General features: G+C 40.6%; 24 protein-coding genes. 8 read left to right on the forward strand and 16 right to left on the reverse strand.

Features of this window, described 5'->3' with window-relative positions:
* The first annotated feature begins 326 nt into the window (after positions 1–326).
* Entirely contained in the window at positions 327–797 is a 471-nt protein-coding gene (gene tnpA, locus P1X15_RS02060; protein WP_277336480.1) for an IS200/IS605 family transposase, read from the forward strand.
* A gap of 62 nt (positions 798–859) precedes the next feature.
* Positions 860–2,119 (forward strand): DEAD/DEAH box helicase, encoded by a 1,260-nt coding sequence (locus tag P1X15_RS02065; protein WP_277336481.1) that lies wholly within the window; start codon positions 860–862, stop codon positions 2,117–2,119.
* A gap of 1 nt (position 2,120) precedes the next feature.
* Here the strand turns inward: P1X15_RS02065 and P1X15_RS02070 are convergent, their stop codons facing one another.
* The 3 genes from P1X15_RS02070 to P1X15_RS02080 form a co-directional block, all read right to left on the reverse strand.
* The gene (locus P1X15_RS02070; RefSeq protein ID WP_277336482.1) at positions 2,121–2,987 is read right to left on the reverse strand and encodes a hypothetical protein; all 867 of its coding nucleotides are present in this window, start codon (positions 2,985–2,987) and stop codon (positions 2,121–2,123) included.
* Between the two features lie 8 nt (positions 2,988–2,995).
* Complete coding sequence (locus P1X15_RS02075) at positions 2,996–4,435, reverse strand: AAA family ATPase (protein ID WP_277336483.1); 1,440 nt, start codon at positions 4,433–4,435, stop codon at positions 2,996–2,998.
* 150 nt (positions 4,436–4,585) lie between these two features.
* The gene (locus P1X15_RS02080) at positions 4,586–5,863 is read right to left on the reverse strand and encodes a PAS domain-containing sensor histidine kinase (RefSeq protein ID WP_277336484.1); all 1,278 of its coding nucleotides are present in this window, start codon (positions 5,861–5,863) and stop codon (positions 4,586–4,588) included.
* An 8-nt stretch (positions 5,864–5,871) separates the two neighbouring features.
* Between P1X15_RS02080 and P1X15_RS02085 the strand changes: the two genes are divergently transcribed.
* A complete protein-coding gene (locus P1X15_RS02085) occupies positions 5,872–6,558 on the forward strand; it encodes a 2'-5' RNA ligase family protein (RefSeq protein WP_277336485.1) in 687 nt (228 codons plus the stop codon).
* 32 nt (positions 6,559–6,590) lie between these two features.
* Here P1X15_RS02085 and P1X15_RS02090 read toward each other — a convergent pair whose 3' ends face one another.
* The 8 genes from P1X15_RS02090 to P1X15_RS02125 form a co-directional block, all read right to left on the reverse strand.
* A complete protein-coding gene (locus P1X15_RS02090) occupies positions 6,591–8,021 on the reverse strand; it encodes a sigma-54 dependent transcriptional regulator (protein WP_277336486.1) in 1,431 nt (476 codons plus the stop codon).
* A gap of 111 nt (positions 8,022–8,132) precedes the next feature.
* Positions 8,133–9,245: an ABC transporter permease gene (locus P1X15_RS02095; RefSeq protein WP_277336487.1), complete on the reverse strand. Its 1,113-nt coding sequence runs from the start codon at positions 9,243–9,245 to the stop codon at positions 8,133–8,135.
* A gap of 59 nt (positions 9,246–9,304) precedes the next feature.
* The gene (locus P1X15_RS02100) at positions 9,305–10,552 is read right to left on the reverse strand and encodes an ABC transporter permease (RefSeq protein WP_277336488.1); all 1,248 of its coding nucleotides are present in this window, start codon (positions 10,550–10,552) and stop codon (positions 9,305–9,307) included.
* Positions 10,553–10,554: 2 nt separating this feature from the next.
* Positions 10,555–11,220: an ABC transporter ATP-binding protein gene (locus P1X15_RS02105; protein WP_277336489.1), complete on the reverse strand. Its 666-nt coding sequence runs from the start codon at positions 11,218–11,220 to the stop codon at positions 10,555–10,557.
* A 36-nt stretch (positions 11,221–11,256) separates the two neighbouring features.
* Positions 11,257–12,756 (reverse strand): TolC family protein, encoded by a 1,500-nt coding sequence (locus tag P1X15_RS02110; RefSeq protein ID WP_277336490.1) that lies wholly within the window; start codon positions 12,754–12,756, stop codon positions 11,257–11,259.
* 779 nt (positions 12,757–13,535) lie between these two features.
* Entirely contained in the window at positions 13,536–14,786 is a 1,251-nt protein-coding gene (locus P1X15_RS02115) for an efflux RND transporter periplasmic adaptor subunit (protein WP_277336491.1), read from the reverse strand.
* A 159-nt stretch (positions 14,787–14,945) separates the two neighbouring features.
* Positions 14,946–15,092 (reverse strand): hypothetical protein, encoded by a 147-nt coding sequence (locus P1X15_RS02120; protein WP_277336492.1) that lies wholly within the window; start codon positions 15,090–15,092, stop codon positions 14,946–14,948.
* On the reverse strand, positions 15,089–15,199 hold the full coding sequence (locus P1X15_RS02125) for a hypothetical protein (protein WP_277336493.1): 111 nt from the start codon (positions 15,197–15,199) through the stop codon (positions 15,089–15,091). Before P1X15_RS02125 ends, P1X15_RS02120 begins: the two co-directional genes overlap by 4 nt.
* Before the next feature lie 154 nt (positions 15,200–15,353).
* Between P1X15_RS02125 and P1X15_RS02130 the strand changes: the two genes are divergently transcribed.
* From P1X15_RS02130 to P1X15_RS02145, 4 genes are all read left to right on the forward strand, one after another.
* On the forward strand, positions 15,354–15,818 hold the full coding sequence (locus tag P1X15_RS02130; RefSeq protein WP_277336494.1) for a (2Fe-2S)-binding protein: 465 nt from the start codon (positions 15,354–15,356) through the stop codon (positions 15,816–15,818).
* A 50-nt stretch (positions 15,819–15,868) separates the two neighbouring features.
* Complete coding sequence (locus tag P1X15_RS02135) at positions 15,869–17,998, forward strand: xanthine dehydrogenase family protein molybdopterin-binding subunit (protein ID WP_277336495.1); 2,130 nt, start codon at positions 15,869–15,871, stop codon at positions 17,996–17,998.
* Positions 17,999–18,174: 176 nt separating this feature from the next.
* Positions 18,175–19,566 carry a dihydrolipoyl dehydrogenase gene (gene lpdA / locus P1X15_RS02140; protein ID WP_277336496.1) on the forward strand — a complete coding sequence of 464 codons (1,392 nt, stop codon included), beginning with the start codon at positions 18,175–18,177 and terminating at the stop codon, positions 19,564–19,566.
* Between the two features lie 146 nt (positions 19,567–19,712).
* Complete coding sequence (locus P1X15_RS02145; protein WP_277336497.1) at positions 19,713–20,489, forward strand: hypothetical protein; 777 nt, start codon at positions 19,713–19,715, stop codon at positions 20,487–20,489.
* Positions 20,490–20,545: 56 nt separating this feature from the next.
* On the opposite strand, the gene P1X15_RS02150 is transcribed toward P1X15_RS02145, so the two are convergent.
* The 3 genes from P1X15_RS02150 to P1X15_RS02160 form a co-directional block, all read right to left on the reverse strand.
* Positions 20,546–21,052, reverse strand: a complete 507-nt coding sequence (locus P1X15_RS02150; protein WP_273213785.1) for a hypothetical protein — start codon at positions 21,050–21,052, stop codon at positions 20,546–20,548.
* A 96-nt stretch (positions 21,053–21,148) separates the two neighbouring features.
* Entirely contained in the window at positions 21,149–22,297 is a 1,149-nt protein-coding gene (locus tag P1X15_RS02155) for a hypothetical protein (RefSeq protein WP_277336498.1), read from the reverse strand.
* A gap of 156 nt (positions 22,298–22,453) precedes the next feature.
* On the reverse strand, positions 22,454–22,825 hold the full coding sequence (locus P1X15_RS02160) for a hypothetical protein (RefSeq protein ID WP_277336499.1): 372 nt from the start codon (positions 22,823–22,825) through the stop codon (positions 22,454–22,456).
* A 341-nt stretch (positions 22,826–23,166) separates the two neighbouring features.
* Here P1X15_RS02160 and P1X15_RS02165 point away from each other — a divergent pair, with 341 nt between their 5' ends.
* Positions 23,167–23,823, forward strand: coding sequence for a porin family protein (locus P1X15_RS02165; RefSeq protein WP_277336500.1), 657 nt, complete (start codon positions 23,167–23,169; stop codon positions 23,821–23,823).
* A gap of 79 nt (positions 23,824–23,902) precedes the next feature.
* Here the strand turns inward: P1X15_RS02165 and P1X15_RS02170 are convergent, their stop codons facing one another.
* On the reverse strand, positions 23,903–24,298 hold the full coding sequence (locus P1X15_RS02170; RefSeq protein WP_277336501.1) for a LytTR family DNA-binding domain-containing protein: 396 nt from the start codon (positions 24,296–24,298) through the stop codon (positions 23,903–23,905).
* A gap of 252 nt (positions 24,299–24,550) precedes the next feature.
* Positions 24,551–24,889 carry a large conductance mechanosensitive channel protein MscL gene (gene mscL, locus P1X15_RS02175; RefSeq protein ID WP_277336502.1) on the reverse strand — a complete coding sequence of 113 codons (339 nt, stop codon included), beginning with the start codon at positions 24,887–24,889 and terminating at the stop codon, positions 24,551–24,553.
* Between the last annotated feature and the right edge of the window lie 57 nt (positions 24,890–24,946).

The following is a 24,946-nucleotide window of genomic DNA, read 5'->3' on the forward strand; positions in this document are numbered from 1 at the left end:
TTTGTAGCAAAAAAGAAGATTGGTTTGGTATATGCTTCGAAGAAGTATAATGTTACACTTCTCCGAAGTGGTGTTCATTTTGGTGTATTGTTTTTGTCTACAAATATTTTACTTCTCCGAAGTAAAGTTATTAGAGTTGGCCCCTCGTTCGGCGAACGAGAACATTTGTAGCAACAAGAAGATTGTTTTGGTATATGCTTCGGAGAAGCACAATGTTATACTTGTTCGTATCAAGAATATTTACTGTATTCTAAAGTGAAAAGAATATTTCTTGTAGAAGTATCTTTTGCGAGAATAGGCAGTCTTTAGGAGAAATACTGTTTTTCATGGCTGACGTTTTTTCACAATTATACATTCATTTGGTATTTGCTCCAAAGCACCGTCATTCTTTGATTCATCTTTCTTGGGAAGAAGATTTGTATAGATATATAACAGGGATTGTCCAAACACGCGGGCATAAGCTTTTGGCAATTGGCGGAATGCCTGACCATATTCATATTTTTCTTGGTTTAAAACCTGTAGAGTCAATATCAGATTTGGTACGAGAAATAAAAGTAGCTTCTAATGATTTTATTAGAAATGAAAGATTGAATTCTATCAAATTTGACTGGCAACATGGTTATGGCGTATTTTCGCATAGCCGTTCACAACTTGACGCTGTTTGTAAATATATTTTGAATCAAAAAGAACACCATCGCCGAAAAACATTCAAAGAAGAATTTCTTAAATTTTGTGGCGATTTTGGGATAGATGTCGGTAAAAAGCAACTCTTCGAATGGTTTGAGAATGAAGCTTAAAAAGTACTTCTTACAAAGACCAATCTCCTTTGTACCTTTGTATTCCAAAAAGAGCGACTCGCATGAAATTTGAAGATTATCATATTGCCCCCGAAATCAAAAAAAGCTTAGAAAAACAAGGCTTCAAACGTCCCACCGATATTCAGTATAAAGCCATTCCCTCGATTTTGAAAGGGGAAGATGTATTGGCAATTGCCCAAACAGGTACTGGGAAAACGGCAGCTTTTGCGATTCCGATTATTCATTTACTCAACGAACGTAAGAAAAATAGCCGCCGTCCTGATGGCGTGAAATGCATCGTAATGGTACCAACACACGAGTTGGCACTACAAATCACCGAAGTATTTGAGCGACTTGGACATTTTACTTTGGTCAAAACCCTTGGGTTGTTTGGCGGAGTAGCCCAAGACCCCCAAATCGCCAAATTAGAGAAAGGGGTAGATGTGGTGGTCGCTACGCCGGGGAGGTTGTTTGACTTGGTAAGTCAAGGGCATCTTAAACTAGAGAGGGTAGAAGTGCTTATCTTGGATGAAGCCGACCATATGCTTGATTTGGGTTTTATCAAAGACATTCGCGATTTGTTACGTCACTTGCCACGTCGCCGTCAAACCTTGTTTTTTTCGGCCACTATCGACGACAAAATCAAGAAATTAGCCTATTCGTTGGTCAATAAAGCTGCTATCCGAATTCAAATTTCTCCCAAAGATCCTGTCTCCAAAAACATTGACCATTTTGTGACGCCTGTAGAAATGGACGATAAGCGGTTTTTCTTGGAACGTATCATCAACGAGCATCCCGATAGCAAAATCATGGTTTTTGTACGAACCAAAATAAGAGCCGAGCGCGTGGCTCATGCTATGGATAGAATGGGTATCAAAACACAAACCCTTCACGGTGACAAAGAGCAAAAGGATCGTTCGTTGGCACTGAATGATTTCAAAAAAGGAGTAGTAAAGGTGCTCATAGCGACTGATATAAGCGCCCGTGGTATTGATATTTCGAATGTAGACTATGTGGTCAACTATGACCTTCCTGATGAGGCCGAAAACTATGTACACCGGGTAGGACGTACAGGCCGAGGTACACAACGAGGTACTGCAATTTCGTTTTGTAGCCAAGAAGAAAAACCTAAATTGGCGGAGATTGAGACCCTAGTTGGGAAGCCGATTGCTATTTTACAAGTCACAAAAGCCGAATACGATAGCATCGTAGATTATAGCAACGATACGTCGGGCAACATCAAATCGCTACTTGAAGAAATTGAAAATATCGAAGCCGAGAAAAAACTTCGTAAGGGAAGAAAGATAAGTAGGAAGAAGTAGACTAAAGTTGGCCTTTGAGGAAAAGTTGGAATAATTTTCTAACAGCATCTTGTTGCTGGGCAGTAGGAAAACGCTCTGTGAAGAAATTATCAAACTTGGTAAACAAAAAATATCCAAAACGTGAGTATTCTTTGTCTGTGTTTTGTAATGAAAATATTTTTTGAAAAATTCGTTTGATACTATGACGGGCATTGGCAGTAGAAATCGTCCCAGCGGCTAGCTCTTTAAGTTCTAATTGTATTTCATTAAATAGTCCATTTAAAATCTTTAAGCGTTTAATTATTAGGTCTTTACGGTTAAGGCTGCATGTTTTTATAGTTTCGACGGCGCGCGGATTATTATTCAAGGCTTCGATTTTCCCGTCAGGTTTGAAGATGAAAAAATCTTCTACACGATCAATTTCGGGATGAAGGAGTAAAGGTTGTTCATTGAGAAAAAAAGGCGAATTGGCCAATCGAGAAGCATCGTCAGGAAAGCCATTTACATTTAGGGTGGGTGTGCTGACTCGTACTCCTGCTATAGGAAAATGGTTGCGCTTTTTGTTGTTACACTTAGAGCAACTCAGCAACAAATTACTCCATTCATACCCCACCCAATAATACCCTTCATGCAACTGTGCTTCTGTTACTTTAGCTTTGGGGCGATAGTGCTCAACTTGCATAGGTGCGCCTGCGGTAGTATCGGTTTCGCAATAAGCGCATTTGCGTTGGTAAAGAGTTTCGAGAGCAACTAACGTGCTATCTCGATATATTTTTGATTTAAACTTATGAGTGTTTTTTTCTGTCAATGCCTGTTTGATGGAAGTGTCACGTTCGGCAGTGGTTAAGGTAGTAGGGGCTACACCAAAATCTTTTTTGATACTAATCATACAAACAACTAATCGGCTTTAGGAGTAAACAAATCATCAGGAAATTGGCGATTGCCTTTTTCAAATTCAGCCAAATAATTTTCCACCTCATCGTTTTGCTTCATTTTTTCAAAACTATCTTCGGTACGAGTTTGAGTAATGTCATCATTTTCGACAGATAGCACATCATCCATGTCAAAAATCCCCGAAGTCAGAATGAGATTGGGAGTAAGGTATTTAAGCTCCACGTCAACCCTTTCAATCTTAATGCCTTCTTCTTTTGTGCGGACTACTTTCAAAATGACAGAATTGTGTGGTGCACCCAAAAGTGGAATGGGACTATGTGTAGAGACAATAAATTGAACTTTGGGAAAAACGCTTGAAAACAACTGTGGAATTTGCTTTTGGAGTTTAGGATGCCAATGCAAATCTAATTCATCGATGATGACAATTCCTTTTAATTGAGAAGGGTCTTTGATGTCAGGTTGAGAATGAGAAAGACGTACAATCATATCTCCTGTCAAACCTATGATTGCTCTGAAGCCCGAAGCTAGTTTGTGGTAAGGAAGTGGTTCGTAAGTTTCAGTGCCCTCAATCATATCTTTTTCAAGGTATTCTATTTGGCTTGTTTCTGAATTAAAACGAACATCGGCCAAATAAGGAATTAGTTTGCAAAAAGCCTTTTTGACCAACTCAAAGCGTTTATTATCTTTTTGAAGTAACCAATCTTTCATTTTGGCTTCGATATTAAGCAAAGCCCCGTCAGAATTGAAAAGTCCATAGGCTACAGAACTTTTTCTATATTCTTCACTGATAGTGGCATCTGCTTGCAAATTGAGCCGTGAAGGACCGTAAGCCGCTAATTGAAGTAGGCGATGAGAATTGGTCCGATTATCGTTGATGAGATTATTGTCGTTGCTTTTATATTCGACTTGAACACGAACCTTAGGGTCTTGAACTAACTGATAGTTTTCATCTTTATTTCCATTTAGACCCAACAGTATAGATTGTAGTATGGTCGATTTACCAAAACCATTTTCTCCCACTAAAAATACCCACTGAGTATCTACGGGGAGATTTTCAATAGTAGTATGCTTAATCCCTTGAAAATTAGAAACATTTAGGCTTTTGAGGCAATAAGGAAGAATTTTGTCTTGTTCTTCATAAATATCTTCTTCTGGTTGAAGGGGGGATTCTCGAACGTCAAGAGAAAAGAAAGTATCGCTATCAATAGACTCATATTCAATAATTAAATCTAACCATTCTAAAAACTGTTCTTTTGTTTTCTCTAGAGTTCGATCGACTTTTAATGTATCGCCAATTATAGAGGCGGGGTATGTATCTACTTTAAAAGTAACTTCAATGCCCGTATAAATACTATTATTTAAACCATAGCCAAAAATTTTAAAATAAAAATCTTCGAACTTTTTAGGAGTAATTTCTACAATAAACTTTTCATTAGTATTCATGGACATTTGAATACTTGATGATTTTATAGTTTCTGAAAAAAAATCAGATAAAATTTTAAGCTCTTTTAAAACCTGCAATGGCAACTTCTGCTTATCCATTCCTTCCATAGAGTTTGCGTTTGGTCAAAGTTAGGAAGAAAACTAAACCCCTCAAAATCCCACTCTAAACACTGTTTTTCCTGCTTCTACGGTTTGTAGAGAGACACTAAAACCATGATTGAGCAAGATTTCTCGAACAAGGGTAAGGCCTACGCCTTGCCCATTTTTTTTGGTTGAAAAAAAAGGCGAAAACAAATGCTGCGCTGTTTCGGGAGAGATGCCGGCACCGTTGTCGATGATTTCGAGATAGGAAGACGTGGTACGAAAAATTACTTTTCCTTTTGTGCCAATACTTTCTAATGCATTCTTCACAACATTGACAAGCACTTGTTCCATTTGGCGGCGGTCGGCTTGGATTTGTGGTGAATTTACGGCAAAATCAAATTCAAACGTTATGTCGCGTTGGTGGGCGTTGAACTCCATCAAACGCGCAATGTTGATAACTAACTCCTCGATGTTGATAAGTTCTTTATGGGGTAAGGGTAAGCGTACAATATCCGCAAAGTTGCGCATAAACTGATTGAGGTGGTCATTGCGCTCAATTGCTATTTGTACCGCATTCTGTACATCGGGCGTGTGGTCTAAAAAGTGAAGTGCCGAATCCAGAATTGAATTTACCGCTCCAATCGAATTGTTGACTTCATGCGCCATAAGCCTGATTACTTTACCATAGGCGTTTTTTTCGGCTGCCAAAATCTCCGTCGTGAGTTCTTCTATCATTACAAAATAACGCGGAAATCCACGATCCATAAAATGGGCTTTTTGGCACTTGAAGGTTTCGACACCGTTGAAATTGATAGTGCGAGATTCTCCCGTTTTGAGTTGGCTAATGACTTTTAAAACAGGATGTGCTAAGGAATTTAAAGGACGATGAAGGGTAGCCTCAGGAGTGAGTTCTAAAAGTTTTTGGGCTTTGGGATTGATATGGGTAATATTTTCATCAAAATCCAACATCACAATACCCGTAGGGGAGGTAGTGACGAGTTTTTCTAAGAAATAGTGCTGTTCTTGTTGTTGGGTACGTTCGGTGCGCAATTGGTCTATCATTTCGTTATAGACCTCAATGAGCTTGTCCATTTCGTATTTACCTGTTTTGAGAAATTTGACATTAAAATCACGGTCTTTGATGGCTTCTGCGCCTGTCATGAGGAGTTTGAGGGGCTGGATAAAATCATGGTATAACTGCCACGCAATCGCTACCGAAATCAAAATAAAAACCTCAGATGCAATAAAAAAAAGAGGCTTGTCTTTAAAAATATACAACGACAGCCCCACGGCTACTAAATGAATAATGATGATAAAGGTGATAAATTTGGTACTTAATTTCATGGATAAAAATGAATTTACAACAGCATTATGACCAAATGTGGGTGCAGGCAAGCAGTTTGTTTGAAAGTGGAAGTTTTGAATGTGATGCCTTTCTTCGCAACCCCACTGATAAGCGAAGAGGTATCACGCTCTTGGCTCGCCCGCCACAGGCTGTAGCTACCCGTATCCAACAAATGCTAGACGAGTTGCAAAGTAGCGAACCTCTCCAATATTATTATCCTATCGCCGATATTCATCTTACTATTTTATCGATTATTTCTTGTTACGAGGGTTTTACGTTGGATCTTATTTCACCAAAAGCCTACATTGAAATTATCACAGAGGCTTTAAGAAGCCATTCACCTTTTGTCATTAATTTTGAAGGAATTACCGCTTCTCCTAGTTGTTTGATGATTCAGGGATTTTTGAACGGAAACCAACTCAATCACCTGAGAGATGATTTACGAGTTTGTTTCAAAAGCTCTGATTTACAGCATTCTATTGACAAACGCTATAATCTTCAAACGGCACATTCGACAGTGGTACGTTTTCAAAAACCTCCCCAACACCCTCTTGATTGGTTAGAAAAAATAAAGAAATATAGGAATTTTAACTTTGGAACGTTTGAAATAAATGAGCTAGAATTGGTATACAATGATTGGTATCAAAAAGCCGAATATACGGTAAGCTTGGCAAAATTCAGTTTATGTCGTTGATATAGTGCGTTGATTTTCAGTGTACTATAGGGTCATTCTTCTTCAAACGGGATTTGGTATTTTTCTAGCCGCCGATAGAGCGCCGAACGGGTAAGACCAAGTGCTTTGGCCACCCGTGCTACTTTATAACGATGATACTCCATGGCTCGCTTTATCATCTGAATTTCCATTTCTTCAAGTGTCATACTTCCTACTTCAGGCAAAGAAGACATCGTAGTGTTGTTGTTGTTGGGCGTAGTTTGATAGTTTTGCTGGAAGTCTTCTATTTGTAAGGTATCATGTGGGCTGATGAGAACAGTTCGTTCCACCAGATTTTTTAACTGCCGGATGTTGCCCGGCAAATGCAGTTGAGACAGCCACTTGAGGGCTTCGTAACTTACTTTTAACTGAGGTCTATGGTAAAGCTGACTTAGGTTGTTTACAAAAAAATTGACCAACAATGGAATATCGTTGGGGCGTTGGCGTAAAGCTGGTAATTGTATAATAATGAGGTTGATACGGTATAATAAATCTTCTCTGAATGTACCTTGTGCCACCATTTCTTCCAAGTTTCGATTGGTGGCGCAGACGATACGGACATCTACCGATTTGGTTTTGCTACTTCCGAGTACTTCATAAGTGCGATCTTGGAGTACACGCAGTAATTTGACTTGGCTACTTAAATCTAATTCACCAATTTCGTCCAAAAAAATAGTGCCTCGGTGCGCCAACTCAAAGCGCCCCGTGCGGTCAAAACGGGCATCGGTAAAAGCACCACGGACGTGCCCAAACATTTCGGATTCAAACAAACTAGTCGAAACACCCCCTAAATTTACTTTCACAAAAGGACGCTTGCTGCGTTGGCTATTTTGATGAATGGCTTCCGCAATGAGTTCTTTCCCAGTACCGCTTTCGCCCAATATCAACACCGACGCATCGGTAGCAGCGATGCGACCGATAGTTTGGAGGATTTGGACGAGCTGAGAATCTTCTCCGATGATTTGCCCAAAATCAAATTGTTTGTCGAGTGTGCGGCGAGTACTCGAAGTGGAGGTGGGCGCATTAGTTTGTGTTTTGAGAGTTGTATTGATAGGGGAAGTTTCTTGTACTTTGGGGGTAGCCAAAGCCAAAGCCGTCCGAATGCTTTGTACTAAGTGCGCATTTTGCCAAGGTTTATTGATAAAATCGGCTGCTCCTAGTTTCATTCCTTGCACGGCCAAGTCGATAGTAGCCCATCCCGTAATCAGAATGACGGGTAAAGTAGGCTCGAAAAGTTTAAGCTGCTGAAGAAGCTGCAAGCCGTCTTCTCCCGTGGTAGTGTTGGAAAAATTCATATCCAACAATACCAACTCCACAGGATGCCTTTTTAGGATTGCAAATGCATCTTCGGGATTTTGGGCAATAGCCACATCAAATCCTTCTTTGCGCAAGAGTAGCGAAAGCGAGGTACAAACGGCGATATCATCGTCAATGATTAAGAGCATTTTACTATATTATCTTTAACCGCAATGGACGCGATAGAATAAGCAAAGGTCGCAAAATCTTTGGGTCTATTGGGCCTTTCTATCGCGACTATTGCAGTTATTCTTTCCCTTTTATTCTTCATGTAACACCGTGGCAGGGTGCAAGACCGATGCTTGGCGACTAGGATAAAAAGCACAGATAGTTACTAAACCATAAACCGATAAAACCGCTAGCAACATACCTGTTAGATATACACTTGCTTCTAAATCAAAGACATTCAGGAGTGGGAATTGAATCGCAAAAAATAGCCCTAGAATCAGCCCTAAAGTGGCGATAACGACCGTTTCGCCAATAAAATGGATTAAAATAGCTTTTTGAGTAGCTCCCATTGCACGGCGTACACCAATCTCTTGTCGGCGGCGATTGATGGTTTGGAACAATACTCCGAAAAGCCCTAAGGCTACATTGAAAATCAGAAAACCACACACAATCGACAAAATTATAATGGGTACCAGCACTAGGTTGTTTCGATTGGCTTTCATATTATTCATTTGTTGAATTTCGACCGACCAATCTTTGCCAAGTTGAGTAATTCCTTTGGCTATTTGAGCTTCTAGTTCGGCACCACTACCTTCGGCCACTTTCATGAGCATGGTATCTTCCCACCTGCCTGCGGGTACAAACGTACAATTGGAAAGAGGTTGAAAGTCGTCTTTATGTCTAAAAAAATCGATAACTCCTATTACTTTTGTAGGGGTATTGTCAGATTCTCCTTCATTGATTATTTTACCTATTGCGTTTTCATTGCCAAACAATTCATTTTTGAGGTGGCGTGTGATAACAATAGGACGGAATTTGGCAACTTCGTCTGCTTTCGTAAACCAACGTCCCTCTGCTAGTTTGATCCCCATTACGTCCGGAAACGCAGGCTCAACCGACATCACCTCGCTCATTACTTTTTTCTTGTTGTATTCAAACTGATTGTTGCTGCTGCTGAAGGTAAAAGGCGCGTTGGTGCTTGAAAAAGCAAAGCTTTTCACTGCTTTATACCTTTCCATTTGTTGTTTTACTAGCTCTTTGTATTGCATTTTTACTGTATCGTTGGGAGCATGGAAATCAATAAAAGCTACCCACACGTTGTCGGTCTGAAGACCCGAAGGGTGAGCATAATTTTTGTAATTATAAACGGCAAGTGTCCATACCGCAAACAATATCAAGAATGAAAAGAAGATTTCAAGAACCATCAAAGAGTTGCTTTTTTTTCTTTTCCAAATCAGTTTAAAAAGGTGTTTTAACATGGCTTTTAGTTTTTAAGAGCTTCTACTACTTGTAGTTTTGACATTCGCCAAGCTGGATAAACGCCCGACAAAAGCCCAAAGATGAGACTAATTAAGAGCGCAATGGAAAATACTTTCCAATTGAAACTCAAATCAATATAGGCAATAAGATTGCTATGATTGAGGTAATAAATCACTCCTAACGATAAAAATACAGCAATAATACCCCCAATGAGAGTCAAGATAATGTTTTCAATTATGAACTGCATTACGAGTGTATTGGCCGAAGCCCCGAATGCTTTCCGAATACCGATTTCGGAAGCGCGTTCCATGATACGACTCAGGTTGATATTGACTAAATTGATAGCGGGTAAAGACATGAATAAAAAAGTAACTCCGAACAAAATCGTGAAGAAGATACTTTTGCCAGAGTTTTCGCCATCTTTTTTTAGTTGCCTTGTAAAACTCGTCAGATACGTATCGGCAGAGACATATATCTTATCAGGATTAAACCATTTGTCGCCTAAAGTAGGTTTGAGTCTGGAAGCTACTTGGTCAAATTCATCTTGTATTTTGGAAAGGTCGGCAGGATTGTCGGGTAAAATAATAGCAGCAAATGAACCTCGATAGCGTTCTCCTTTTAAGTCAGATTTGTAAGTATTGTACGGAAAATACAAATCTGAAGATACTTGTAGTCGCGTAATAGGACATCCCCTAACCACTCCAATAATACGGTAATTCACATTGTCGATTTCAATCATTTTACCTACCGCAGATTGGCCTTTGCCTACATACTCATCACGCACATGGTCGTTGATAACTACCACAAAATCATTGTTGTCGATGTTTTGTTGAGTATAACTTTTTCCTTCTAAAAAATCGAAAGAAGTAATATCCCAGAAACTAGCATCAGTATAGCGATAGTATAATTTTAGTTTGCTGTTGTTGAGATAAATGTTGATGGTGTTGGGAATGGTTACTGCGGCTACTTTGGCGGGAGTTTTGAGGGTGCGTACATATTTATTTATAAAAGAGAAGCTAATAGGGCCCGAGCTTTGTCCACTTTTTTTGGTATCTTTTTCTTTGATATTCCAAATATAAAGTGAGCGGTCGCGGTTGATTTCGGGATAGCCCGGCGCAATCAAATGATCCATAAAGGCCGTGGCTACGACCAAAATAGTGAGCGTAAAACTGATGCCGAATAAGCTGATAAACGTGAAAAATTTCCGACGTTTTAGTACGGCGAGGGTGATTTTGAGGTAGTTGAAGAGCATGGTTATGAAACTTGTGAGCCGTCAAACAATCTGATTAAACGATGCGTACGCTTGGCCATGTTTTCGTCGTGAGTGACCATCACGATGGTGGCTTTGTCGTCACGATTGAGGTGGGTCAAAATATCCATAATTTCGTTGCCCATGTTGCTGTCGAGGTTTCCTGTAGGTTCGTCGGCAAGGATGATTTCGGGTTGTCCTACAATAGCCCTTGCAATAGCCACGCGTTGTTTTTGCCCGCCTGAAAGCTGATTGGGATAGTGCTTCATACGATTGCTGAGTCCTACTTTTTCCAATGCTTCTGAGGCCAGTCGACGGCGTTCGTTTCCAGATACCGAACGATACAGAAGCGGGAGCTCTACATTATCAATGACGGGCAAATCATTGATCAGGTGGAAACTTTGGAAAATAAAGCCAAGCGTATGATTCCGAAACTTTGCCAATTCTTTGTCGGGCAAACCAATCGTGTATTTACCACCAATTTCGACATTCCCCTTTGACGGCTCATCTAGCAGGCCAATGATGTTGAGCAAGGTGCTTTTGCCACAGCCCGAAGGCCCCATAATGGAGATAAATTCTCCTTTTTCGATGCTCAAATTGATGTTGTTGAGGGCTACTGTTTCTATCGTAGCTGTTCGATAGACTTTTTCGATGTTTTTTAAATGTATCATGGGATTGTTAGTACCCCGTCCCCCGACGGGGTGTTTTTATTGTTTTGTTTTCCCTGCGGGGGTTAAGGAAATATTGTTTTCAAAATCATAGAGAGTGAGTTGTCGTAGCTTATAATAAGCTCCCCAATAGTCGCGAAGGGCATAAATGTAATCTCTTTTAGCTTGGTCTTTTTCGGTAAAAGAAATACTCAAGTCGGTAATGCTCAAATTGCCCAATACGTAGCGTTCTTGTGCTATTTTATACTTTTCTGAGGCAATACTATCGGCTTTGAGCGTAAGCTCAAGCTGGTCGCGAAGCATCTCAAAAAGAGTAACTTGGGTGTAGATTTCCTGCCTGAAATTTTGTTTATCTTGTTCTACGGTATATTGGGTGAGTTGTTGTTGAGCTTGGGCTGTTTTAGTCCTGGATTTGGAGCGCCCCCAGTCCAAAATCGGAATATCTAGTTCGAGTTGTATGGTTTGTTGGTCTTGTGGCCGACGATAAAGTTCTGGTACAGTTTGCCCGCGATTCGAGAATCCAAGCGTGGCTGTGAGCGTGGCATTGAGGCCATTGTCACCTTTAGCTTTGGCTACGGCCCGTTCGGCTTCGAGGGTACGTCTGCCAAAAGCAATAGCATCCGATCTATTGGCAAAAGCTTCTTGGATGGCTTTTTCGGACGATAATACCAAAGTAGCAGGGGGTGCAGGAGCTTGGAGTTCTATTTTGCCTTCCGTTTGTAATCCTATGTAAGCTTTGAGATTAAGCGAGGCGATTTCTAAATCTCGCTTCGAAACCCCCACCGCCTTTTGACCCTTGAGTAGTTCGAGCTGAAGTTGAAGGATTTCGTTGCGACTGTTTTTTCCCAATTCATATTTTTCATTGGCTACTTTAAGAATATTTTGAGTGCTTGTAAGATTGGTTTCCGCGATTTGCAGGTTGACTTGTGCCAACAACAAATCAAAAAAAATCGCACTTGCTCTCAATGAAATCAGCTCTAAAGTTTCAAGGTAGGCTTGTTGGCTTTCGTTGAATTTGAGTGGTTCAATTTTCTTATCCCATTTAAAACTATTAAATCTCAGCAAAGGCTGTAAATAACCCACGGCAAAAGGAGTACCATTGTAAAGGGTATTTTTTCGATCAAAATCGTCAAATCTTTGTAATTGCGAAGTGGCATAGATACTCCCACCTGTAGCGGCAATACTCTGACTGAGGGAAAGATTTAGTGCTGAGTTGTTGTTACGTACAGGCTGAAACTGAATAGTACCATCAGGCTGTAATACTTCTCTAAACGACCGAGTAAAAGCAGGTAAATTACCATTGAGTGTGAGCTGAGGTTTGTAGTTGGACTGAAAGGTTCGATATTCCCAATATTTTGTTTCTTTGGTAGTAGCCGCTTGTCGAGCCGAAATGGATTGATTTTTAGCCATTTGTACTACCTCTTCCAACGTAAGTTTACTGTTTTGGGCAAAGGTTTGATAAATGACGCACAAAAAGAAAAGCAATACCCAAGTTTTGGAGTAGCTTTTTGGTAACATATCTATAAATCTGTATTTCATGGCTGTGTTTATATGGATAATGGTAGGGGCAGGGCTTGCCTCTGCCCCTATGGTTTGTTTCTGCCCCTATAGTTTGCTTTTGTACCAATGGTTTGCCTCTGCTCCAATGGTTTGCCTCTGCTCCTATGGCTTGGCTTTACCCCAATGTTTTGGCTCTGCCCAATGTTTTGGCTCTGCCCAATGTTTTGGCTTTGCCCCAATGTTTTGAATTTGTCCCAATGTTTTGAATTTGTCCCAATGTTTTGCTTTTGCCCCAATGTTTTGCCTTTGTCTCTATGGTTTGGCTCTACTCCTATGGTTTGGCTCTGCCTCTATGGTTTGAATTTGCCCCTATGGTTTGAATTTGCCCCAATGGTTTGAATTTGCCCCAATGGTTTGAATTTGCCCCAATGGTTTGAATTTGCCCCTATGGTTTGAATTTGCCCCAATGGTTTGCCTTTGTCCCTATGGTTTACATCTGCTCCTATGGTTTGCCTTTGCCCCAATGGTTTGCCTTTGTACCAATGGTTTGGCTCTGCCTCTATGGTTTGAATTTGCCCCTATGGTTTGGCTCTACTCCTATGGTTTGCTTTTGCCCTATAGTTTGCCTTTGCCCCAATGGTTTGCCTTTGTACCAATGGTTTGCCTCTGCTCCTATTGTTTGCCTTTGTCCCTATGGTTTGGCTCTGCCTCTATGGTTTGAATTTGGGCAGACGCAAGAACAGATGTAAGGATTGCGTAGTGGCAAATGCAAGACGTAAGACAGACGCAAGAGTAGGGGGCAGACGCAAGGCCTGCCCCTACGGTTTGATTTCCAATTGTGTCGCATTTTTAAATTTAGTCATGTCCGAAACAATGATGCGCTCGCCCGCTTTGATACCTTCGGTGATTTCCACGAAATCAAAATTGATTAACCCTACTTTCACTGTACGGCGTTCGGCTTTGCCATCAGTACGTAGTACAAATACATCTTGAACAGGAGCACCGTTGAATCCCGCTCCATTGGCTACACGAATGGTTTTAGGTCGAGCCTCTGTTACGAGATAAACTTCTACTTTCATTTTGGGTCGTAAAAGTTTGTTTGCTTTATCATCGAGTTGCACATCAAAATTGACGATGTTGTTTTGCACAGAAGGCAGAATATTGGTGAGTAAACCCCGAATCTGGGTTTCATTGATACGTACTATAACGGGCATTCCGACGCGAATTTGTGGGGCATAATTGTCAGATATAGAACCGATTACTTTGAACCCACCGAGGTCGGCCAAGCGAGCGAGTGCTTCTCCTTCGGCTACCTTTGACCCAATGTTTTTGTTGACATACGTTAGCACGCCTGCTCGAGTAGCAGTAATGTTGGCTTGCTGAAGTTTACGTTGAAGTTCTTGTAGCTCTTTTTCTTTGATTTGGGCACTAATTTCAGACTCTCTAATATCCGCTCTCATGGTTTGTTGTTTGATGCGGATGTCGTTTTCAAGTTGTCTTTTTTCGAGTTGAGCAATACGCAGATATTGTTCGGCTTGGTCAATATTTTCGCGAGTTCCACCGCCTGCTTTAAAAAGTCGCTTCGCATTTTCTATATCGGCATGGAGACTATTAATTTTCAGAACTTTAATAGAGTCGTTGATTTTGAGGTCATAAAAGCTTTTTTCCAACTCCCATCTTAGTTTTACAATGGCATTTTTTTTGAGTTCTAGCTCATCTTTGAGTTTTTCGAGATTGAGTTGGGTAAATTCTTTGTCGAGCTCTAGAATTTTGTCGCCTGTTTTTACATTCGCACCGGCATCTAAGTAAGTTTGTTGAATCACGGCTGTGATAGGGCTAGTAATCACCGCCTCAAAGTCAGGTTGAACTTCGCCTGAGGAACTAAGGGTATTTTCTACGTCACCTACTTCGGCAGTAGCAATTCGGATATCGCTAGAGGTGATACTGTTGCCTAAGGTGCCACGTAAAGCCCATATTGCAGCTATTATTAAGAAGGTCAAGAGTGCAATCCATAACCAAAGACGACGTTTTTGTTGGTTTTGGGCTTCTTCAGGTATATTTCTGTCCATTTTTGAGAAAAATTTGGCTGTTTCTCAAAAATGGCTTCAATACCTGTGCCAGCAGGTAAGTTTCTGTAAGTGAGGGTTTTGTTTGTTTTTAGGTGTAATAAAAGTGTTCGATTTCGAACACTTTGTTTGAAAATGGGAAAAGCTATAAAACAGAAAATATTATTTGTTTTTCAAATTTTCTATTTTTTCTGCTGTGAGTCGCATAATAATAGGCAGAGAAATATTTTCGGCAATTGCATTACGAGCCATTTCTATTTTTCCTTTTGATTCTCCCTCTGCAATTGCAGTATCAATAACATTTTTCAAATCTCTGTAATACGACGGTTGTCTAAATAAGGAAGATGTTTTAAAACATAGAGCCATTTGTCGTAAGTAGTCTCTAGTTGCTTTTCTGTTTTTGTAAAGTGAGGCATTTCAAAATAGATGAAAGTCAAGACATCACTAAATACCTTTGGTTTTCGTCGTTAACGGAAGGCTGTTTGTCGCTAAGAAGAGGAGGAGATGCTTGCAAAATCTAATTTTTATGGTGAACTTTATGTTATATCCCAAAATTTAACCTTCTCTAACATGGCATTGTTTAATCTGAAAATCAATGGAAAAACGTACAAGGCGGATGTAGATGGCAATACGCCCTTGTTGTGGGTATTGCGTGATCACCTTGATTTGGTAGGAACCAAATACGGCTGCGGTATCGCTATGTGCGGTGCTTGTACGGTACACGTAAACGGAGAGGCTACGCGCTCATGTGTAATGCCAGTATCTGCTTTAGAAAATGCGACTATTACTACTGTAGAGGGGCTTTCAGAAACTGCAAGCCATCCTGTGCAACAAGCTTGGGACGAAACCGACGTGCCTCAGTGTGGGTATTGTCAAGCAGGACAAATGATGACAGCGGCGGCACTTTTGTCTAAAAATTCTAATCCTTCCGATAAAGACATTGAAGAAGCAATGGTAGGCAATATTTGCCGTTGTGGTACTTACCATCGGATTCATGATGCAGTAAAGTTGGCAGCTTCTAAAATGAAAAAATAATCTACTCCTAAACCATTCTAAATAGCAGACGAACGTCTGTACCATATACTATGAGCAATATTCAATCAAGAAGAGACTTCCTCAAATCTACCGCAGCAGCGGGAGGAGGTCTGGTGTTGGGGTTTAGTTGGTTAACAACCGAGGCTTTTCAACCCAAAGTATTAGGAAATACGGCAGCCGATGCCATAGATTTCAATGCCTATTTGTCGATTTCGCCTTCCGGAACGGTTACTATTTTTTCGCCCAATCCAGAAATTGGACAAGGCATCAAGACAGCTTTCCCTATCATTGTGGCCGAAGAATTGGACGCTGATTGGGAAAAAGTAAAAGTGGAACAATCCCCTTTGGATACCAAGAAGTTTGAGCGTCAGCTTACAGGTGGGAGCGGAGCGATTCGCCACTCGTGGGAGCGTTTGCGTAAAGCGGGAGCTACGGCGCGGTTGATGCTGATAGAAGCCGCCGCCAAACAATGGAACGTGGCTGCAAGTGAGTGTAGTGCTAATAAAGGGTTTGTAGTACATACTTCTGGCAAAAAACTAAGCTATGGTGAACTCGCTACCGCAGCAGCTCAAATAGCTCCTCCCAAAGATGTAAAACTTAAATCCACCAAAGATTTTAGTTTGATAGGAAAATCAATCAAAGGCGTTGATAATAAGGATATTTTGAGTGGTAAAAGACTCTTTGGAATTGACTACAAACGCGAGGGAATGCTGCACGCTATGATTCAGCGCCCACCTGCTTTCGGTCTAAAACTCAAGTCTTTTGATGCTACTGAAGCTAAAAAGATGCCAGGGGTAGTAGATGTAGTTTCGTTTGCCAACAAAGTAGCTGTGGTTGGCAAAACCACGTGGGAGGTAATGCAAGCTCGCAAAGCAGTCAAAATAGAGTGGGAAAAAGACAAAGACCTAGAAAGTTCTAGCGACCACGACCGTATCTTTAAAGAAATGCTCAGTAGTAGTACTCCTACTATACACCGCAAAGATGGCGATGTAGAAGCTGCTTTCAAAAATGCTTATAAAGTCATAGAAGCTGAATACCAGTGCCCTTTCTTACCGCATAGCCCTATGGAGCCAATGAACTTCTTTGCTCACTATAAAGGAGATAGTATCGAAATGGCAGGACCAAGTCAAACTCCAGAAGCTGCCCAAAAACAAGTAGCTAAAATGCTCAATTTAGCTCCCGAAAAAGTAAGTATTGAGCTTACGCGTATGGGAGGGGGCTTTGGCCGTCGCCTCAATACCGACTATGCCGTAGAAGCCGCCGAACTATCGAGTATTATCAAAGCGCCTGTGAAAGTGACTTGGTCACGCGAGGATGATATGACAGGGGGCATCTATCGCCCGGCGGTAAGGTATCGTTTTAAAGCTTCTATCGACAAAGCAGGAAATATCACAGGATATATGCTACACGGAGCAAGTATCAATGCTGGCAATTCTACTCGCCCCGACAATTTTCCTTCTGGAGCAGTCGAAAACGTATTGATTCAATCCAATGATCATAAATCCCCAATTACGACAGGCCCCTGGCGAGCACCTATCACGAATTTTTTGGCTTATGCTGAGCAAGCGTTTCTAGATGAAGTAGCAATGGCAGGGGGCAAAGACCCCATACAGCTTCGTTTGGAACTGCTCGACAAAGCAGAACAAAAACCCGTTGGAAAGCTAACTTATGAACCCAATCGCTTTAGAGAAGTAATCAAACTGGCCGCCGAAAAAGCAGGTTGGAATAAGAAGAAAAAAGGCGTTTATCAAGGCTTTAGCGTGTATTTTTCTCATGCATCGTATGTCGCACAAATTGCTGAAATGGCTGTAGTGAAAGGAAAACCTGTGCTTAAAAAAGTATACGCAGCGGTGGATTGTGGCATCGTAATCAACGAAAGCAGTGCTCGTAACCAAATCTTCGGCGCTGTAGTGGATGGCTTAGGTCATGCCATGTACGGCAATATTACTTTCAAAGAAGGAGCACCGCAGCAAGACAATTTCAACAAATATCGATTGATTAGATACAACGAGGTCCCCGAAATCGAAGCGCACTTTGTTTATAATGGTATCGAACCTACTGGGCTAGGAGAGCCAGCATTGCCGCCTACGGGGGGAGCCATTGCCAATGCTATTTTTAAAAGCACTGGCAAGCGTCTCTACAATCAACCTTTTGTGGAACAAGGGGCTACAGTAGGCTAAAATCAACCAAGAGAAGTTTGTTGTCAAACCAAGTTTTCCGTCTATTTTTGCAGTGAAATCAGGATTGAGCAAGAGAGACAAGGTAGAGGCACCACAGGGGTGTATTTAACACTTGTTTCTATTGCTCAATCCCCAATATTCACTACTCATCGCACGGGCGATCCCGTAAAAAAAAAATGGCTTCACAGTACGATTTGATAATTATTGGTAGCGGGCCAGGCGGCTATGTAGCTGCGATCCGCGCTTCACAATTAGGTCTCAAAACCGCCATTGTAGAAAGAGAGAGCCTTGGTGGTATTTGTTTGAATTGGGGATGTATTCCTACCAAAGCATTGCTGAAAAGCGCGCAGGTGTTTCAGTATATCAACCACGCCAAAGATTATGGTATTACGGTCGGCGAAGCATCAGCCGATTTCGGAGCGGTCATCAAACGTAGCCGCGACGTAGCAAATGGCATGAGCAAGGGTGTTAATTTTTTGATGAAGAAAAACAAAATCGACATCATCGAAGGAAATGGCCGCGTAAAACCAGGTAAGAAAGTAGAAGTGGAAAAAGACGGTAAAAAAACAGAATATACCGCCAACCACATCATGATTGCCACCGGTGGCCGTGCTCGTCAGTTGCCCAATGTGCCCATAGATGGTATCAAGGTAATTGAATACCGCAAAGCAATGTCGCTCGAAAAACAACCTAAATCTTTATTAGTGATTGGCTCGGGTGCTATTGGTGTTGAGTTTGCTTACGTGTATGCAAGCATGGGTACCAAAGTAACGATTGTAGAGTTTATGCCAAATGTAGTGCCAGTGGAAGATGAAGAAATCTCCAAAGAATTGGCAAAACAGTATAAGAAATTAGGCATTGAGATTCATGTCAATTCCAGCGTCGAAAAAGTAGATACTTCGGGCGCAGGTTGTGTATCGACCGTCAAAACTCCTTCGGGCGAAATCAAAATCGAATCGGATGTGGTACTTTCGGCAGCAGGGGTTGTAGCCAATATCGAAAACATTGGCTTAGAAGAAACAGGTATCAAAGTCGAAAAAGGTAAAATCATGACGGACGATTATTACCAAACCAACGTACCGGGTTATTATGCGATTGGCGATGTGACCAAAGGTCAAGCTTTGGCACACGTAGCCTCAGCAGAAGGTATTATTTGTGTTGAAAAAATAGCAGGTCTAAAAGTTCATCCTTTAAATTATAACAATATCCCAGGATGTACTTATTGTACGCCAGAGATAGCCTCGGTAGGTTATACTGAAAAAGCAGCCAAAGAAGCAGGTTATGAAGTAAAAGTAGGTAAATTCCCCTTCTCAGCATCGGGCAAAGCCAAAGCCGCTGGCGCACCCGAAGGCTTCGTAAAAGTAATCTTTGATGCTAAATACGGCGAATGGTTGGGCGCTCACATGATTGGTACCAATGTCACCGAAATGATTGCCGAAGTAGTAGTCGCTCGCAATCTAGAGACTACAGGACACGAAATCGTCAAGTCGGTACACCCACACCCTACTATGTCGGAGGCCATTATGGAAGCCGCCGCCGCCGCTTACGGCGAGGTGATTCATTTGTAGTATAATATACCTCTTCTAAAAAAGCCCTTAACTCACTGATTAAGGGCTTTTTTAATGATATATTTTGCAATATTTACACCACTCATCCGTTTTGGTTTGCGTATTTATTTCGCAAATTGCATCTTCGAGCCAAATCCCATTAAATTATGAGTCGAGCCTTCCAATATAGTTTTTTGATTAGTGTTTGTTCATTGTTTTTCGCGCGTTGTACTTCTGAAAAAGAAAAACAACCAGTGACCGCTGGCCCAGTATATACTTTGGTTTTTATGGATAAGACCCAAAGTGTAAATGTCAATAAAGCTTTTGTAGCTCAAAAGTATCAGCAGATACTGACGGATTTGGTAGAACAGAATATTCGCCAAAAAGGAGATAAGCTAGAAGTATATTTTATTCATGAAAATACCCAGAAAGCCAAAGCTCTTTCTCTAACTTGTCGTACAGAGATTGATGATGTAAGCCATATGAATGCAACTGACCGCGAAGCGGCTGAGACTACCGCCGATCTTACTCTACAGCGCGAGCGAATGGTATTTTTAAAACAACTTATTGCCAAACTAGGTATTCAAAATGTGGGGGCTTCGCAACGTCAGACCGATATTTGGGCTAGTTTGCCCGTAATCAACAAAGCCGCTGAATCAGGTGCAGAAGTAAAGGTGTATTATTTGAGTGATATGATAGAGAGTATGAAAGGTGCTAATCGTCGTGATTTTCACAATACTCCCCCGCAGGACAATGCTCAAGCTGAAACTTGGGCCAAAGAAGACGCTAAGCAAATGCAGCAATACGCGCTAAGTGCAGCCGAAGTGAAAATTGCATTGCCTTTTGAACCCACAAGTAGCACCAAAGAAAATAATCCCACGGTGACTACCTATTGGACTACCTTATTACAAGAATTAGGAGCAGGTTCGGTTGAAGAACTATAAACTAATAAAGCCAAAGACCGCTGAACTGTGCTTGAAGGCTTAGTTCGGCGGTATAATTAATTGAATAATTTTCGCCATCCCCAAAGCAATACTCCCAATAAGAGAACGAAAATCACGAGAACGTATTCAAATTTGAGGTACGAAAATACCACTATGCGCGTACGATCTACAATCCACATGAGGGCGATTGTGGCAAAAATCATCAAAACCAACGCACTTAGTTTCTGGAAGCCAGGAATATAATCAAACGAAATAACATTGCGTCGAATCAACCACAATGTCAGAAACATTGAAAAAAATGGGAGAATCTGGGTATAAATGTTAAAATCAAAAATACTTCGACGCTCAAATAAAAATAGATATATATTGAGTGTCACCGAAAAAATCCCAGGAATACAAGCCAAATAAATTAAAAAAGCGTAGAAGTAATTCCACGGCGATAAATGCCCTTCATTTTTACCCAAAATACCTGCCAGAAAAGCCATAAAGGGTAAAAGCGCAAAATAAATAAGCACCCAATCTGGGCGCTCGCCTATGCGGTCAAAAAACTGCTGTAAGGTCATTATTTTAATTTGAAAGAATAGCTTAACAACTATTTGTAAAACAAGCCCTTCCACAGTTTGAATTAAACTAGGAAGGGCTTGTTTCAAATTGGTTAATTAAAAAATATCAGTTAACCCGCCACCTGCATTTTTTTGCTGAGGAGTAAGTTTATAGTTAGGATTAGAAATCCGATTGGGATCACTAACCTCAAACTCTCCTCCTTTGATTTGATTGGCAAAAGTTTCGAGGCGAGCATAAGCGCGTTCGTCGTTTGGATTGAAATCTTTAACAATGCTATCCAAATCCCGGATATTGGCTTGAGTAGTAGCGATGTCACTGGCGATTTGTCCAGAAATCACTTCCAAAGCATAATCTAGCTGCCAATCTTGACTTTGTCCCAATACCTTGCGAGCCCGAGTAGTAGCATTGTTGGCGGCTGCCATAGCCCTTGACTCTGTTTTTAGGAGATTGATACTCGTGGCAAAATCTTTGAGCTTTTCGTCAAAAGCATGACCATATACTACTAGCTTGCGATCAAGTTTAGCAAAGACATTGGCTCTCGACCCAAAAGTATCTACCAAACGACGGTAAGTCTCAGCCTCAGATACCGCGCGATTTCCGTCTCCAATAGCGGTGTTAAGCTTGGCTTCAAGTTCTACAAAATCATCCGTTTCGCGGGCATTATCGCCTCCTTTTTCAATCATTTTATCCAACTTCGATTTCAAAGATTTGGCTTCTTCTTGGCAATACACCACTTTTTGACTGGCATCTTTTGCCAACTTCTCAGCTTTGACGGCTTCTTGCTTCATCTGAATCTTACAGGCATTGATTTCGGCTTTTACCTTTTCAAACTGCTGACGTGAGTCTTTCATTTTGTCGAGCTGGTCGTCAAGTTCAGCAAAGGGGTCAACTTTAATCAAAAACTTATGTAAACTGCGTACAATACGACGAAATACTTTGATAATCAAAGGAGAAAGCATAAATCCTAGCAATACCGCCCCCACTATAATCATTGCTTGGAGGAGCTTGATGCCTAGCGTGACGACTCCTACCAATAACTGCGTAAGTAATGGTAATACTACTGTAATAAAACCATAGCCTACCGCAAGCAACAACACGATACCTACGAGATAAGCCAATGTTTTTTCGCCTTTTTTCCAGTTTGCCATATTTTGGGGCAATACCTTCAATTTATTCTCACCGCCTTCTAAGTGTTTAAGAATGGGCAGATCACTCAGTTTGGTTAAAGCTTGATTGTTTTCCATGATTAGAAAATAAGTAAGGTTAAAAATACTATCTGTTGTTTAAATAAACCTTCATTCTCACTGCTTTCAGCCACAGCTTGCGATTATACAATTTTTGGTTGGCTTTTTAGCATTTTTAGATGGTTAATTCTTACTATCTGTTGTTATACTAAGTTCTCAATTTGTTTTCTCTTTGTCTTGAGGATGGGCCTCCGCTTGCTTAGCCATTTTTTGTACTAGATTTTTTATCCTTTTATGGGTTTCTTTTGAAAACAACTTCACCGAATCTTTCCGAACCACTGTGGGAGGCGCTTCTTTAGTCTCCGGTTCAGGAGCAATAGTAGTGGCTGAAACAACACTTTCTGATTCGTTTTCAGAAGCTGCCACTATCTCATCATCAGTAGCGGTTGAAGAAGTAATAACTTCTGTTTCTTGCTGGTACATATAAGCTATTAAACTGCCACTTATTCCTAAGATTAGTAGTAAAATGAGCACTTTTGAAAAAGTCGATAATTGTGACCAAAAGCCTTTGGAGTGTGGTGGATTCATCTTGGTTAATGATTGTTAATAAAGATATAGAACGATATTATATATTATTCACAAAGGTAAAGATACTAAAGGCAATATGTGTAAAGAAATTTGATAGTATTAAATGCTTAATATTCAGTGTTTTGTCCTTGTATTTGTTTTAAACTATTCAAAAATACGCGCTACGATTCACTCCCAATCAAAGATTTTTATGGAAGGTTGGGGGAGTTTAAGAAGTGTTTTTTTTGATTAGGATTGGTATATTTTGAAAATTAAAAATAAACGAACAATCTATATGCCTTAGTTGGCGTTAATCGGTCACGATATTTCATAAATTATTACATAAAACACGCTCTACAACCATGAAACGAGTACTCTTGGGCTTTGTGCTCCTTTTGGCTTTACAAGCAAATGCACAGTTTAACAGTAAATTTATTTTTGTTGGAATAAGAGGAGGAGCCAATTTCTCCAAACTTCAAACAGAAGGATTGAGTATTACGCGGCCTGGGGCTTCTACGGTAGATTTTTTTAAGAACAATTCTGCTAACCGCACAGGTTATGTTTTGGGGCTCTATACTCGTATAGGTCGTAAAGTATTTATTCAGCCTGAGGTATTGTTTTCATCCAAAGGTGGGACTTTCGAAATTTTTAAGAATGGAAGTACCTCACCAGTCAATGTAGATGTTAAGTTTAGCCAAATTGACATCCCTGTCTTACTTGGATTTAAACTAGGCCCGCTTCGCTTCAATGCAGGCCCTATGGCTTCTCTAAACGTAGCTCAAGGAGATAAGTTGGGAGATGCATTGAAAGATTACACTTCTCAAAATATCAACAAAACGATTGAACAAGCTACGTTTGGGTATCAGGCGGGGATAGGGCTTGATATCCGTTCATTTAATATTGATCTGCGCTACGAAGGAGGTTTTTCGAATATTTCGCAGCTTAACCTTCAAAACAATGCTCAATTCAACAGCAAAGTATCATTGTGGCAGTTAACAGCGGGTTTTGTCCTTTTCTAAACATACAAAACAGCCACTCTCAATCAAAGAGTGGCTGTTTACAACAATTAACCCACTAAAAAGCTTGTCTTTAATATTTTTAGGCGCAATTAACTAATGGCGCTAGTATTCCGTTTACTTCCCGAATTCTACGGCGCGAAATAGCTACTTCTCTCCCGCCTTTTAATTTGAGCGAACGCTCATCTTCGCAAAATTCTTGCAAATATTTGAGATTGATAATCCAAGATTTATGTACTCTTACAAATTGCTGCTCGTCCAGAATCCCTATGTAGCTTTTCAAAGTTTTGGATACTAAGTATCTTTTGCCGTCTTGAGTATAGAGATAAGCGTAATTGCCACATCCCTCTAAGCATACCAACTGTTCTGTAGGAATAATCACCTGACGGTTGCCGTTGGGGATGATGATGCTATGCAGAGGTTGAGTTTCAACAGAATTGTTTGAAGAAAAGGTGCTGAGTAAAGGGTGCGTGTTCATGATGCTTGTCATTTAGAGTTGAAAAGGTAGATTTATTCAAATCGACATGACAAACTTAATATAAAAAAAAATGCTTACACAACACGTATTTTTACGTATTTGATTGTAATTTGTTGATATTGAGTTATTTGTGTTTTTGTGGTTAGGTGTAAATCAGTACTACCACTTGATAAAACACGTAGAAATACGTATATAGAAAAACCCCACTTTTGGACTCAAAAATGGGGTTTAAAATTTTTATATATAAAAATGCTATTCTTTAGGTGCCAAAGAATTTGAGAGCTTAGCTTTATTGGCAGCTCTTACAATCATGTAGATAACCCACATAGTTAGCAAAAATTGAATAATTACGTTTAAGAAGCTCCCATATCTGACAGCCACTTCTGCTACTCCAGCGGCAGGGTCTGCTGCTTTGAGTACTATTTTGAGCGCAGAGAAATCAACTCCGCCAATGATAAGACCTAAAATAGGGTTAAGGATATCATCCATGAGAGCGGTCACTACTTTGCCAAAGGCCGCACCAGTCAATACTCCTACTGCCAAATCAAGTACATTGCCTTGGGCAATGAAAGTTTTAAATTCTTTTAACATAGAGGAGATGTTGTATAGGGGTGAAACAAAAAGTTTTACTAAAGAAAGTATTTTTTG

Source organism: Runella sp. MFBS21 (assembly GCF_029433105.1).
In the GTDB taxonomy this organism is placed as follows: Bacteria; Bacteroidota; Bacteroidia; order Cytophagales; family Spirosomataceae; genus Runella.

Bases quoted from the DNA above. Each gene is read 5' to 3' on its own strand.
- P1X15_RS02165 (WP_277336500.1), top strand. From the start codon at position 23,167: ATGAAACGAGTACTCTTGGGCTTTGTGCTCCTTTTGGCTTTACAAGCA.
- P1X15_RS02155 (WP_277336498.1), bottom strand. From the start codon at position 22,297: ATGGAAAACAATCAAGCTTTAACCAAACTGAGTGATCTGCCCATTCTT.
- P1X15_RS02110 (WP_277336490.1), bottom strand. From the start codon at position 12,756: ATGAAATACAGATTTATAGATATGTTACCAAAAAGCTACTCCAAAACT.
- P1X15_RS02070 (WP_277336482.1), bottom strand. From the start codon at position 2,987: ATGATTAGTATCAAAAAAGATTTTGGTGTAGCCCCTACTACCTTAACC.
- P1X15_RS02085 (WP_277336485.1), top strand. From the start codon at position 5,872: ATGAATTTACAACAGCATTATGACCAAATGTGGGTGCAGGCAAGCAGT.
- P1X15_RS02075 (WP_277336483.1), bottom strand. From the start codon at position 4,435: ATGAATACTAATGAAAAGTTTATTGTAGAAATTACTCCTAAAAAGTTC.
- P1X15_RS02080 (WP_277336484.1), bottom strand. From the start codon at position 5,863: ATGAAATTAAGTACCAAATTTATCACCTTTATCATCATTATTCATTTA.
- P1X15_RS02095 (WP_277336487.1), bottom strand. From the start codon at position 9,245: ATGGTTCTTGAAATCTTCTTTTCATTCTTGATATTGTTTGCGGTATGG.
- P1X15_RS02170 (WP_277336501.1), bottom strand. From the start codon at position 24,298: ATGAACACGCACCCTTTACTCAGCACCTTTTCTTCAAACAATTCTGTT.
- P1X15_RS02105 (WP_277336489.1), bottom strand. From the start codon at position 11,220: ATGATACATTTAAAAAACATCGAAAAAGTCTATCGAACAGCTACGATA.
- tnpA (WP_277336480.1), top strand. From the start codon at position 327: ATGGCTGACGTTTTTTCACAATTATACATTCATTTGGTATTTGCTCCA.
- P1X15_RS02115 (WP_277336491.1), bottom strand. From the start codon at position 14,786: ATGGACAGAAATATACCTGAAGAAGCCCAAAACCAACAAAAACGTCGT.
- P1X15_RS02145 (WP_277336497.1), top strand. From the start codon at position 19,713: ATGAGTCGAGCCTTCCAATATAGTTTTTTGATTAGTGTTTGTTCATTG.
- mscL (WP_277336502.1), bottom strand. From the start codon at position 24,889: ATGTTAAAAGAATTTAAAACTTTCATTGCCCAAGGCAATGTACTTGAT.
- P1X15_RS02090 (WP_277336486.1), bottom strand. From the start codon at position 8,021: ATGCTCTTAATCATTGACGATGATATCGCCGTTTGTACCTCGCTTTCG.
- P1X15_RS02125 (WP_277336493.1), bottom strand. From the start codon at position 15,199: ATGCCTCACTTTACAAAAACAGAAAAGCAACTAGAGACTACTTACGAC.
- lpdA (WP_277336496.1), top strand. From the start codon at position 18,175: ATGGCTTCACAGTACGATTTGATAATTATTGGTAGCGGGCCAGGCGGC.
- P1X15_RS02065 (WP_277336481.1), top strand. From the start codon at position 860: ATGAAATTTGAAGATTATCATATTGCCCCCGAAATCAAAAAAAGCTTA.
- P1X15_RS02130 (WP_277336494.1), top strand. From the start codon at position 15,354: ATGGCATTGTTTAATCTGAAAATCAATGGAAAAACGTACAAGGCGGAT.
- P1X15_RS02100 (WP_277336488.1), bottom strand. From the start codon at position 10,552: ATGCTCTTCAACTACCTCAAAATCACCCTCGCCGTACTAAAACGTCGG.
- P1X15_RS02160 (WP_277336499.1), bottom strand. From the start codon at position 22,825: ATGAATCCACCACACTCCAAAGGCTTTTGGTCACAATTATCGACTTTT.
- P1X15_RS02150 (WP_273213785.1), bottom strand. From the start codon at position 21,052: ATGACCTTACAGCAGTTTTTTGACCGCATAGGCGAGCGCCCAGATTGG.
- P1X15_RS02135 (WP_277336495.1), top strand. From the start codon at position 15,869: ATGAGCAATATTCAATCAAGAAGAGACTTCCTCAAATCTACCGCAGCA.